Source organism: Micromonospora sp. WMMC273 (genome assembly GCF_027460285.1).
In the GTDB taxonomy this organism is placed as follows: domain Bacteria; phylum Actinomycetota; class Actinomycetes; order Mycobacteriales; family Micromonosporaceae; genus Micromonospora; species Micromonospora aurantiaca.
Map to the genome: position 1 here is coordinate 1,641,667 of NZ_JAPZBE010000001.1, position 11,842 is coordinate 1,653,508.

Sequence of the window (11,842 nt, forward strand, 5' to 3'; positions counted from 1 at the left end):
TGCCCGCAGGCCCTAGAAATAGTAGTGCCCCACCCGCCGCCGGACGACGTACGCGGACGTGGCCGGTACGCGATGGTGGGCCGGGCCACCCGCCGTCACCGGACGCCGTCGCCCCGACGGGGAGCACGGTGACCGGTGGCGTGGAACGGGACACGAGGGACCAGCCTAACCGAACCGGCCGGATCACCCCGGTCCGGCGGGCGCCCGCCCGGCTGCTCGCCGCCGCCGCGGCACGGTCCGGTCACCGCCGGTACGTCCCGCCGCCGGGGGATCGTCGCCGAGTCTTCACCGGGCCGGGCGAGCCTGGCCCGGCGGCGCGGCCCGGCTTGCGTACACTACGGCGCCATGACCGCCCCCGGGCCCGAGACCCGTACCCGCACCGCAGACGCCGGTGGATCGGTGGCCGACGCCACCGGCGAGACCGCGAAGCCGCCGACCGCCGACGGCGCGGACCGGCCCGCCGACGCCGCGCAGCAGCAGGCGCAGCCGGAGACCGCCGCGGCGGAGCGTGCCGACCGCCCCGGGCGGTGGCACCGGATGCGGCCGGATCTGCTGGTCGCGGCGATCTACCTGGCCGGCGCGTTCTGGGTGACCGCGCGGGGCTGGGTGAACCCCGACGGGCGGTTGCTCGGCAGTCGCCCCAACGACCAGGGCTTCAACGAGTGGATGCTGGCGTACGCCGCGCACGCGGTCAGCAACCTGGAGAACCCGTTCTTCACCTCGTTGCAGAACGCCCCGGACGGCGTGAACCTGATGACGAACGTCGGCATGCAGCTACCAGGGCTGGTGCTGTCTCCGGTCACCCTGCTGTTCGGCGCGCCGTTCGCGTACCTGCTGTTCATCACGCTCAACCTGGCCGGCACCGCGTACGCCTGGTACCACGTGCTGTCCCGCAACCTGGTCTCGTCCCGGGTGGCGGCCTTCGCCGGCGGCCTGTTCTGCGCGTTCGCGCCGGCGCTGGTGTCGCACAGCAACGGCCACCCGCACATCACCGCCCAGTGGCTGGTGCCGTTCATCCTCTGGCAGGTGATCCGGCTGGCCCGGGACGGCCGCCCGGTGCGCAACGGCCTGGTGCTGGGCGCGCTCGTGGTGGCGCAGTTCTTCGTGAGCCTGGAGATCCTGTTCCTGACCGCGCTCGGCTGCCTGATGATGGTCGTCGGCTACGTGATCTTCCGGCCGCGGGAGGCGCTGCGCCGGGCCGGGCCGATGCTCGGCGGGCTCGCCATCACCGGCGTGCTCGTCGGTGCGGCCTCCGCGTACCCGCTGTGGATGCAGTTCGCCGGCCCGCAGCACCGGGTCGGTCACCCGGGCGACCCGGACGTCTACGCGCTGACCCTCGGCTCGTTCGTGCGGTACGCCACCGAGTCCGTGGCCGGCAGCCCCACCAGCGCCCTGCGCTGGGGCCCGAACACCACCGAGCAGGCCAGCTTCTACGGCTGGTCGGTGGTGATCCTGGCGATCGGCGCCGCCCTGTGGCTGCGCCGCGAGATCGTGGTCCGGGTGCTCGCCGTGGTCGCGCTGATCTCGGCGGTCTTCTCGATCGGCACCACCTGGACCGTGGGCACCCGCCGCACCGACGTGCCGGCGCCGTTCGCGCTGGTGTCCGAGCTGCCGGTGTTCGACTCGGTGGTGGTGTCCCGGTTCGCGCTGATCACCACGGTGGCGCTCGGCGTGCTGTTCGCGGTGGCCGGGGACCGGGTGGCCCGGGTACGGGCGGACGAGCCCGGCCAGTCCCGGCTGGTGCCCCGTCTGGCCGCTGTGGCGCTGTTCGCCGCGCTGCTGCCGATCCTGCCCACCCCGCTGGAGGCGCGCGGGCGCAACCCGGTGCCGGACTTCGTCACCGCCGGCGTCTGGAAGGAGCACGTCGCCCCCGGCCGCACCCTGGTGCCGGTCCCGGTCGACGGCATGACGTCGCTGTACTGGAGTTCCGCCGCGCTGGCCGGCTTCGCCGTACCGGAGGGGTACTTCCTCGGGCCGGTCTCCAAGACCGACAACACCGGCCGGTGGGGCGTCGAGCCGCAGCCGACCGCGAAGCTGCTCACCGCCGTGTCGCGGGGCCAGCGGGACACCGCTGTCGGCCCGGCCGACGTCGAGCAGGCCCGCGCCGACGTGCGGCACTGGAAGGCCGACGCGGTGGCGCTGCCGGACCGGGCCCGCCGCCACGACGACCTCAAGGTGGTGCTCGACGCGCTCTACGGGCCGGGGCAGCGGGTGGCGGACGTCTGGCTGTGGGACGTCCGCCCGCTCACCCGGTGAGGGTCACGGCGACCGGGTCCAGATGAGCAGCAGGTAGCCACCGAAGTAGGTCGAGAACGCGGTGAGCGCGACCAGCACGGTGACGGCCCGGGCCCGCCCGGCCCGGGCCAGGCCGACGGCGGCCGGCAGCAGCAGCGCGAACGCCGGCACCAGGAACCGCGCCTTGGAGTGGTAGTAGCCCGCCGCGCCGAGCGTGGTGACCAGCATCAGCCCGCTGAACAGCAGCAACTCCCAGGGCTGGCGGTCGATCACGCTGAGCACGAAGAACATCAGCGCCAGCAGCAGCACCAGGCTCACCACGAGCATCTGCGGTGTCGCGGACACCGCCAGCACCTCGCGTCCCCGCCGGAACGTGTCCACGCCGAAGTCGAAGTGGCTGCGCCAGCCGGCGGACTGGATGTGGAACCAGCCGTCCGGCCGCCCGGTCTGGACGCCCACCCAGGCCAGGTAGGCGAGCCAGCCGGCCGGGGCGAGCATCATGGCCACCCACGGGCGCCAGCCGTCCCGGCGCCGGACCACGGCGAGCAGCGCGGCCAGGCCGACCACCGGGATCAGCGACGAGGCGGTGGGCCGGGTCAGACCGGCGAACAGGCAGAGCACGCCCGCGGTCAGCCAATGGCGGCGCAGCAGCGCGTAGAGCGTCCACGCGGCCAGGGCGGTGAACAGCGTCTCGCTGTAGGCCATCGACTGCACGACGGCGTGCGGCAGCGCCGCCCAGAGCGCGGCGAGCAGCACGCCGGTGCGACGGTCGTGCAGGTACGAGCCGATCGCGTACAGCGCCCAGGCCGCCGCCAGGCCGGCCAGCGCGGCCACCGCGAGCCCGGCGGTACGCGGCCCGAGCGGGGGGTGACCCGTTCGACCACGCCGATCAGGGCCGGGTAGAGCGGGAAGAACGCCATGTCGCTCTGCACCCGTTCGTACCCGTCGTAGCCCCGCTGGGCGATGGCGAGGTAGTACGTCGCGTCGGACAGCGTCAGCTCGCGCACCGGGGAGAGGTTGAGCGAGCGGGCCCAGACGTAGACGGCCAGGACGCCGACGAGCCGGATCACCGCGTAGACCGCCAGCGCGGGCGCCGCGTCCCGGGCGGCGTCGCGCAGCCGCCGGACGGGACCGGGCCGGGCGCGATCGGCTGTGGCCGGCTCGGTCGCCGGGGCTGGTGCGGGCCGGCGGGGTTCCTCGGTGGTCACCACGTCCATTGTGCGGTCCCGTTCGCGCTGAGCTGGGGTTGGCCGAGGGCCCGCGTGGCGCGGCCGGCGACCCGGCGAACGACCCGGAGCGGGCGCCGGTCGTTGGACAGGGTGGAGGGTAGCAACAGTCACAGCAGGTCGGGGGGCACCGGCGGCGGCGGACGTCCGGGCCCGATCCGCTGTCGTAGACTCGCTCGGGTCCGCGGGCGCGGTGCTGGCGACGACGAAACGGGCAGGAATGGGATCTGACGGCACGACCGCAGCGGCGGGCACCCGGGGACGGGTCGTGATGCTGGTGGACAACGGGGTCATCGGTGACTCCCGGGTGCAGAAGGCGGCCCGCTCCGCCGCCGACGCCGGCTGGGACGTGGTGCTGCTCGGGCGGGCGCCGGTCGGCAGCCCGCAGAGCTGGCGCCTCGGCGCCGCCGAGGTACGCCTCGTGCCGATGCCCGAGCCGCTGGCCCGCCGCCGGCACGAGTTCCGCCGGGCCTGGCTGCGGCACCCGCTCGCCTATCCGCCCAGCGGCATCGCGGCGCACCGTACCCAGGCGGTCAAGGCCTGGCGCGCGGACCTGGCGGTCCGCCGGGCGGCGCTCACCGTCGCGGCCCGCGAGTCCGGCGCGGGCCGGCCGGGCGGGCTGCCCTGGGCCGCGCTGCGTGCCGAGGAGAAGCTGTCCGGCCTGACCCGCAAGTGGGTCGGGTTCCGCAACCGTCAGCTCACCCGGGCCCGCAAGGGCCGCAAGCTGGACGGCCCCTGGGACCGCGCGTACACCATGTTCTGGCGCGGGCTGCGCGGCGACGGCGCGTGGCGGCGCCTGGAACCGGGCCTGTGGGACTACGAACTGGCCTACGGCCCGGTGGTCGACGAGCTGGCGCCGGACCTGATCCACGCCAACGACTTCCGGATGCTCGGCGTCGGCGCCCGCGCGAAGGTCCGGGCCGCCGCGAAGGGCCGCCGGATCGCCCTGCTCTGGGACGCCCACGAATATCTTCCCGGTGTGCAGCCGTGGCGCGACAACGCCCGCTGGCTACCAGGCAACGTGGCGCACGAGCGGGAGTACGTGCCGTATGCCGACGCCACCATGACCGTCTCCGGTGGCCTGGCCGACCTGCTGCGCACCGAGCACGGGCTGGCCGAACGGCCGGCGGTCGTGCTGAACGCCCCGGCGGTGGCGGAGCTGCCGGCCGACCCGGCCGAGCCGGTGCCGGACATCCGCGCCCGCTGCGGGCTCGGACCGGACGAGCCGCTGCTCGTCTACAGCGGGGTGGCCGCCGCCAAGCGCGGCCTCGGCGTGATGGTCGAGGCACTGCCGCGGCTGCCCGGCGCGCACGTCGCGTTCGTGGTCAACAAGCCCGACTCGGCGTACGTCAGGGGCCTCGTCACCCGGGCCGGTGAGCTGGGCGTGGCGGACCGGCTGCACGTGCTGCCGTACGTGCCGCACCACCAGGTCGTCCGGTTCCTCAGCGGCGCACAGGTCGGCGTCATCCCGATCCAGCACTGGCCGAACCACGAGATCGCGCTGATCACCAAGTTCTTCGAGTATTCACACGCCGGTCTGCCGCTGGTCGTGTCCGACGTGCGCACCATGGCCGAGACTGTCCGGGAGACCGGTCAGGGCGAGGTGTTCCGCGCCGAGGACGTGGCCGACTTCGTCCGCGCGGTCACCGCGGTGCTCGCGGACCCGCAGCGGTACCGCGCCGCGTACGACCGGCCGGGCCTGCTGGCCGGCTGGACCTGGGAGGCGCAGGCGCGGGTGCTCGACGAGGTCTACTCCCGGCTGCTGCCGGACGCACCGCCCCGGCCGGCGCCGGCGGCGCACGCACCGGTGCAGCCGGCGCAGGTGGAGGTGGGGGCGTGAGCGGGCCGGACGTGACAGTGGTGGTCGCCGTCTACAACACCATGCCGTACCTGACCGCCTGCCTGGACTCGCTGGTCGGGCAGACCATCGGGCTGGACCGGCTGGAGGTCGTCGCCGTGGACGACGGCTCCACCGACGGCAGCGGCGCCGAACTGGACCGCTACGCCAAGCGGTACCCGGGCACGGTCCGGGTGCTGCACCAGGCCAACTCCGGCGGCCCGGCGGCGCCGAGCAACGTGGCGCTCGACCACGCCCGCGGCCGGTACGTCTTCTTCATCGGCTCGGACGACCACCTCGGTCCGGAGGCGCTGGAGCGCCTGGTCGACGCCGCCGACCGGTGGGACTCCGACGTGGTGCTCGGCCGGATGGTCGGCACCAACAAGCGCTACGTGCACCAGGCCGTGTACGCCACCACCCAGGAGCGGCTCGACCTGTTCGGCAGCGACCTGCCCTGGTCGTTGTCGAACACCAAGCTGTTCCGCCGGGACCTGATCGAGCGGCACGGCCTGCGGTACCGCACCGACATGCCGATGGGCAGCGACCAGCCGTTCACGCTGGAGGCGTGCTTCCGGGCCAAGAAGGTGTCGGTCCTCGGCGACTACGAGTACTACTACGCGGTCAAGCGGGACAACGCCCAGAACATCACGTACGCCAGCCGGTTCGAGGAGCGGCTGCGCTGCGCCGAGGAACTCGTCGGTTTCGTCGCCGGGCTGATCGAGCCCGGCCCGCGGCGGGACGCGGTGCTGGTGCGTCACTTCACCTGGGAGGTGGCGAAGCTGCTCCGCGCGGAGTTCCTCGCCCTCTCCCCGGACGTGCAGCGGCAGGTCCACGACCGGATCCGCAAGCTCGCCGAGGCGTACCTGACCGACGGGGTGACCGCCCGGATGGCACCCGAGGAGCGGCTGCGGGTCGCGGTGGCGCGGGACGGCGACCTCGACGCGCTGCGCACGATCGTCGGCCAGCACGCCGACCGGTCGCTGCCCGAGGTGATCATCGAGGGTGACCGCTGGTACGCCGCCCAGGTCGGCTTCCGCGACCCGGCGTTCGGCTACCCGGACGACTGGTACGACGTCACCGACCGGGCCGCCGCGATACTGGCCAAGCTGACCGCGACCGGGCTGGCCTGGGGACGCGACGCCGCCGGGGCCCGGGCCCTGGTGGTCACCGCGCGCAGCCGCTGGGCCGAGCTGGCCGAGCTGAACGCGGAGGCGCTGCGGGTCAGCGTGGGCGATCTGACGGGTGTCACGTCGGTCGAGGCGTCCGGCCCCGGTACCGTCGTACGGACGGACTTCGCGGTGGACCGGTTGCTGGCGGTCGTCGCGGGGACAGGTGAGCGTCGTATCGTACGCGCCGAGGTCTCCGCCCTGGGCGGGACGGGCTCGGCGCCGTTGCGCACCGAACGCCCTGTCGCCGCACCCCGGCTGGTGGCCCGGCGCGGTGTCCGCTGGCACCTCGTCACGCCCACCACGAACCACAAGGGCCAGGTGATCGTCGCGATCACGCCGGTGACCCCCGGTCGGTTCCTTGCCCGCCTGCGCCGAATCTGGCCCTCTGGAGGAAAGTAGTTCATGAACATCTGCGTCGTCGCGCTCGGCAAGATCGGTCTGCCGCTGGCCGTGCAGTTCGCGTCCAAGGGGCACCGGGTGATCGGCGCCGACGTCTCCGAGCGGGTCGTCCAGCTGGTCAACGACGGTGCCGTGCCCTTCCCGGGTGAGGCCGACCTGGACGTCAAGCTCAAGGAGGCGGTGGCCGCCGGCCTGCTGTCGGCCACCACCGACACCGCCACCGCGGTCGCCGAGTCGGAGGCGGTCGTCGTGGTCGTGCCGCTGTTCGTGGACGCCGAGGGCGTGCCGGACTTCGGCTGGATGGACGACGCCACCCGGGCCATCGCCCGTGGGCTGAAGCCGGGCACGCTGGTCAGCTACGAGACCACGCTGCCGGTCGGCACCACCCGTAACCGGTGGGCGTCGATGCTCGCCGAGGGTTCCGGCCTGACCGCCGGCACCGACTTCCACCTGGTGTTCAGCCCGGAGCGGGTGCTCACCGGCCGGGTCTTCGCCGACCTGCGCCGCTACCCGAAGCTGGTCGGCGGCATCGACGAGGCGTCGGCCGCGCACGGCGTGCGGTTCTACGAGGCGGTGCTCGACTTCGACGAGCGCCCCGATCTGGACCGGCCCAACGGCGTGTGGGACCTCGGCTCGGCCGAGGCGTCCGAGCTGGCCAAGCTCGCCGAGACGACCTACCGGGACGTGAACATCGGCCTGGCGAACCAGTTCGCCCGCTTCGCCGACACCGTCGGCGTGGACGTCACCAAGGTCATCGAGGCGTGCAACACGCAGCCGTACAGCCACATCCACTCGCCGGGTATCGCGGTCGGCGGCCACTGCATCCCGATCTACCCGCGGATGTACCTGTGGAACGACCCGGCCGCCACAGTGGTCCGCTCGGCGCGTGAGGCCAACGCGGCCATGCCGGAGTACGCGGTCGACCTGCTCGCCGCCGCGTACGGCGACCTGACCGGGGTGGGCGTGCTGGTGCTGGGCGCCGCCTACCGGGGTGGCGTGAAGGAGACCGCGTTCTCCGGCGTCTTCCCGACCGTGGAGGCGCTGCGCCGCCGGGGCGCGGTGCCGTACGTCTCGGACCCGATGTACACGAACGAGGAACTGGTCGCGCACGGCCTGCCCGGGTACGACGGCGAGCCGGTCGGCGCCGCCGTCATCCAGGCCGACCACGCGGAGTACCGCACCCTCGCCCCGGCCGACCTGCCGGGCGTGACGGTGCTTGTCGACGGCCGCCGGGTCACCGACCCGGCGCGCTGGACCGGCGTGCGCCGGGTGGTCATCGGGGGCTGACCCCAGCGCTTTCGTCGGGCCCCGGCCGTTCTCGGACGGCCGGGGCCCGTCGCATGCCGTCATCGTCATGACGCCGTCCGCAGTTCACCTGCCGGACACCCCGGCAATACTTGTGTCATGTGATCCGTTTAGGGTCGCAGCCGTCGGAGATCGACTCGGACCGACATCGGCGGGGCAGACAGGGAGCGTTCGTTGTTGAGCAGAGTACGCAGCCAGCAGGGTCTCGCCGCGGTCGGCGCGACGCTTCTCGGCTACGCGGTCATGGTCCTCGCCGGAGTCCTCGGCCTGGTGGTCCCGTACGCGGTGGCCGCCGTGGTCGCCGTCGCCGGTGAGCTGGCCCTGGCCGGGCGGCACACCGGGACCGCCACGCTGCTGGACAAGGCCGGTCTCGGCACGACCTTCCGGCGGCTGGTGCGGGACCTGTCGGTGGCCCTGCTGGTGGTCGCCGCGGTGCGTCCCGGCGTGGCGGGCACCGTCGCCGTCCTACTGCTGCCCGCCGCGCTGTGGACGGTAGCCGTCGCCACCGGCGCGGTGACCAAGGTGATCGACGGCCGGGTCGACCCGCCGGCGTACACCCGCAACATCGACCTCGGCGCGCTGCGGCGGGTGCCGGTGCCGCCGGCCTGGGCGCGGCGGCTGGCCGGGCTGCAGATGCCGCTGCTGAACGTGCTGCTGGTGCCTGCCGCGGTGGTGGCCGCCGCGCTCGACCGGGTCGCCCCGGTGGTGGTCACCGGCCTGGTCACGCTCGCCGCCGGCCTGGTCACCGCCGCGGTGCTGGCGCTCACCGCGCTGCGCGGCCGGGGCAGGGCCCCGGGTGTGCTGCCCGCCGTGCACGACTGGATGGCCCGGGAGCGGCCCGAGGTGGCGCTCTACTTCGCCGGCCCGGCCAAGGACGTCTACCAGGCCAACATGTGGCTCGCGCCGGTGGAGGCGACCGGCCGCCGCGCCGTCGTGCTGCTGCGCGCCGCGGACGCGTTCGGGCAGCTCGCCGACACCCGGCTGCCGGTGATCTGCGTGCCGGCCGGCGTGGACTTCATGAACCTGGACCTGAGTTCGCTGCGCGTGGCGATGTACGCCGCCAACGTCGGCGCCAACATCCACCTGCTGCGGGAGCCGGGCGTCAAGCACGTCTTCGTGGGTCACGGCGACAGCGACAAGCAGGCGAGCGTGAACCCGTACAGCAAGGTGTACGACGAGGTCTGGGTGGCCGGGCCGGCCGGGCGGGAACGGTACGCCCGCGCCGACGTCGGCGTGCTGGACCGCGACATCGTGGAGATCGGCCGGCCGCAGCTCGCCGGGGTGCACACGTTCGGTTCCGGGGCCGCCGACCACCGCTTCACCGTGCTGTACGCGCCGACCTGGGAGGGCTGGCTCGACGACGACCCGTACCACACCTCGCTCGTGCTGATGGGGGAGCGGATCGTGTCCGGCCTGCTCGCCGCCGGGGACGTCCGGGTGATCTACAAGCCGCACCCGCTGACCGGCACGCGCTCGCCCAAGGCCCGTGCTGTGCACGAGCGGATCGTGGCCCGGATCAAGGCGGCCGGCGGCGAGACCGACGCGTCCTCGCTGGACAGCGCCGCGCACCTCGTGGTCACCGGCCGCACCCCGGGGCTGTTCGACTGCTTCAACGTCACCGACCTGCTGGTCAGCGACGTGTCCAGCGTGGTCTCCGACTTCGTGCAGAGCGAGCGCCCGTACGTGGTGGCCAATCCGGCCGGCCTGCCCGAGGACGAGTTCCGGCGGCAGTTCCCGACCGCGCGGGCGGCGTACCTGCTCTCGGCGGATTGCGGCGAGCTGGCGAAGATCCTCGACGTGACCCGGACCGGCGACGACCCGATGACCGGGGCGCGGCGGGAGCTGAAGGAGTACCTGCTCGGACCGGCCGGGTCGAACCCGATGGACCGGTTCCGGGACGAGATCGGCCGGCTCTGCGGCTGAGGCGTACCGGTGACAGGGGCGACGACCGCGCCGGTCGTCGCCCCTGTTCGTCCGGTCAGCCCTGCTGCGGCGGGTTGTCGACGTCGCGGGAGATGACCTCGCCCTTGGCGTCCACCCAGCCCTTCGGGCGGGCCGGGTTGCCGGCCACCAGCTGGTACGGCTTGACGTCGCGGGTCACCACCGAACCGGCGGCGATCATCGCGTACTCGCCGACCTCGATGCCGCACACGAGCGTGGCGTTCGCGCCGATCGACGCGCCCCGGCGGACCAGCGTCGGGGTGATCGTCCAGTCCGGATTCTGGGCGCGCGGGCGGAAGTCGTTCGTGAACACCGCGCACGGGCCCACGAACACCTCGTCCTCGATGGTCACGCCCTGGTAGACCGAGACGTTGTTCTGGATCTTCACCAGGTCGCCGACGGTGACGCCCGCGTCGACGTAGACGTTGCGGCCGATCACGCAGCCGGCGCCGACCTGGGCGCTGGACCGGATGTGCGCCAGGTGCCAGACCTTGGTGCCGTCGCCGACCTGGGCGCCGGACTCCACGTCGGCCGTCGGGTGGACGAAGACGGAGGCGGACCGGTCGTTGCTGTCAGTCATCTCAACTCGCATCACATGCCAGGGCGCGTCGCGCCGTCGGGCGGGCTCGACGCAGCATAACGAGCGCTCACCCGAGCAGTTCGGCCACCGCGTCGGCGGCCGGACGGTCGGCCGGCAGCGGGTGCGTGGCCACCACGGCGTCCACCGGCAACGCCGCGTACAGGTGCGGGAACAGCGCGCCGCCACGGGACTCCTCCCAGCGCAGCGCGTCACCGAGCCGGGCCTCGTCGACCGCGAGCAGGGTCAGGCCGGTGACCCCGGCGAAGAACCTGCGCGCGGTCTCCACCACCTGGTCGGCGGCGGAGAGGTGGACGTAGCCGTCCTGGCGGTCCATCGCGGTGCCGGCGAACCGCCCGTCCGCCCGCGCCTGCGCCCACTCGTCGTCGGAGAGAATCTTGTAGATCACGGCAGTAGCCTAGAGCGGCCTCGCGTCCCGGCGGCGCGTCTGCCACCATTCCCAGGGCAACACGTCGAGTCGAGGGAGGAACGGGTGCGGATCCTCCTGGTCGAGGACGACCGCCGGGTCGCCGCCGCGCTGTCGTCCGCGCTGACCCGGCGCGGCTACCAGGTGGAACACGCCGCGACGGTGGCGGCCGCGCTCTCCGCCGCCCCCTGCGACCTGGTGCTGCTCGACCTGGGGCTGCCCGACGGCGACGGCACCGACCTGTGCCGCGAGCTGCGGCGGCGCAGCAGCCGGCTCGGCATCATCGCGGTGACCGCGCGCGGCGAGGAACGCGACCGGGTGCTGGGGCTGCGGCTGGGCGCCGACGACTACGTGGTGAAGCCGTTCTCGATGGTGGAGTTGCAGGCGCGGATCGAGGCGGTGCTGCGCCGGGCCGCGCACACCGCGCCGCAGCGCAACCTGATCGAGGCCGGTACGGTCCGCATCGACGTGGGCGGCCGGACCGTGACGGTGGCCGGCCGGGACGTCTCGCTCACCCGCAAGGAGTTCGACATCCTGCTGTCCCTGGCCCGCCAGCCCGGGGTGGCGGTGCCGCGCGAGCGGATCCTGCTCGACGTGTGGGGCACCACCTGGGCCGACCGGCACACCGTGGAGGTGCACGTCGGGTCGCTGCGCGGCAAGCTCGGCGACCCGACGCTGGTAGAGACCGTACGCGGGGTCGGCTACCGGCTCCGCGAGGCGTGAGGG

General features: G+C 73.7%; 9 protein-coding genes. 6 read left to right on the forward strand and 3 right to left on the reverse strand.

Translation table 11 applies throughout. The annotated features are described in order from the left end of the window. The first annotated feature begins 345 nt into the window (after positions 1-345). Entirely contained in the window at positions 346-2,256 is a 1,911-nt protein-coding gene (locus O7611_RS07870) for a hypothetical protein (RefSeq protein ID WP_194800895.1), read from the forward strand. Between the two features lie 3 nt (positions 2,257-2,259). On the opposite strand, the gene O7611_RS07875 is transcribed toward O7611_RS07870, so the two are convergent. Further along, positions 2,260-3,069, reverse strand: a complete 810-nt coding sequence (locus tag O7611_RS07875; RefSeq protein ID WP_269696493.1) for a hypothetical protein — start codon at positions 3,067-3,069, stop codon at positions 2,260-2,262. Positions 3,070-3,732: 663 nt separating this feature from the next. Between O7611_RS07875 and O7611_RS07880 the strand changes: the two genes are divergently transcribed. From O7611_RS07880 to O7611_RS07895, 4 genes are all read left to right on the forward strand, one after another. Next, the gene (locus tag O7611_RS07880; RefSeq protein WP_194801045.1) at positions 3,733-5,301 is read left to right on the forward strand and encodes a glycosyltransferase family 4 protein; all 1,569 of its coding nucleotides are present in this window, start codon (positions 3,733-3,735) and stop codon (positions 5,299-5,301) included. Beyond that, the gene (locus tag O7611_RS07885) at positions 5,298-6,866 is read left to right on the forward strand and encodes a glycosyltransferase family 2 protein (RefSeq protein ID WP_194800897.1); all 1,569 of its coding nucleotides are present in this window, start codon (positions 5,298-5,300) and stop codon (positions 6,864-6,866) included. The genes O7611_RS07880 and O7611_RS07885 overlap by 4 nt, the downstream gene beginning before the upstream one ends. 3 nt (positions 6,867-6,869) lie before the next feature. After that, entirely contained in the window at positions 6,870-8,153 is a 1,284-nt protein-coding gene (locus O7611_RS07890; protein ID WP_135239225.1) for a nucleotide sugar dehydrogenase, read from the forward strand. A 192-nt stretch (positions 8,154-8,345) separates the two neighbouring features. Beyond that, positions 8,346-10,094, forward strand: coding sequence for a CDP-glycerol glycerophosphotransferase family protein (locus O7611_RS07895; RefSeq protein ID WP_269696494.1), 1,749 nt, complete (start codon positions 8,346-8,348; stop codon positions 10,092-10,094). 55 nt (positions 10,095-10,149) lie between these two features. On the opposite strand, the gene O7611_RS07900 is transcribed toward O7611_RS07895, so the two are convergent. Both O7611_RS07900 and O7611_RS07905 read right to left on the reverse strand, forming a co-directional pair. Continuing rightward, positions 10,150-10,692, reverse strand: coding sequence for an acyltransferase (locus tag O7611_RS07900; RefSeq protein ID WP_135239227.1), 543 nt, complete (start codon positions 10,690-10,692; stop codon positions 10,150-10,152). Between the two features lie 67 nt (positions 10,693-10,759). Continuing rightward, positions 10,760-11,098 (reverse strand): DUF952 domain-containing protein, encoded by a 339-nt coding sequence (locus tag O7611_RS07905; protein WP_194800899.1) that lies wholly within the window; start codon positions 11,096-11,098, stop codon positions 10,760-10,762. Between the two features lie 84 nt (positions 11,099-11,182). Here O7611_RS07905 and O7611_RS07910 point away from each other — a divergent pair, with 84 nt between their 5' ends. Beyond that, positions 11,183-11,839, forward strand: a complete 657-nt coding sequence (locus O7611_RS07910; RefSeq protein WP_013285276.1) for a response regulator transcription factor — start codon at positions 11,183-11,185, stop codon at positions 11,837-11,839. Positions 11,840-11,842: the final 3 nt, after the last annotated feature.

Coding starts and splice junctions, on each gene's coding strand:
- O7611_RS07870 (WP_194800895.1), top strand. CDS start 346: ATGACCGCCCCCGGGCCCGAGACCCGTACCCGCACCGCAGACGCCGGT.
- O7611_RS07880 (WP_194801045.1), top strand. CDS start 3,733: ATGCTGGTGGACAACGGGGTCATCGGTGACTCCCGGGTGCAGAAGGCG.
- O7611_RS07890 (WP_135239225.1), top strand. CDS start 6,870: ATGAACATCTGCGTCGTCGCGCTCGGCAAGATCGGTCTGCCGCTGGCC.
- O7611_RS07900 (WP_135239227.1), bottom strand. CDS start 10,692: ATGACTGACAGCAACGACCGGTCCGCCTCCGTCTTCGTCCACCCGACG.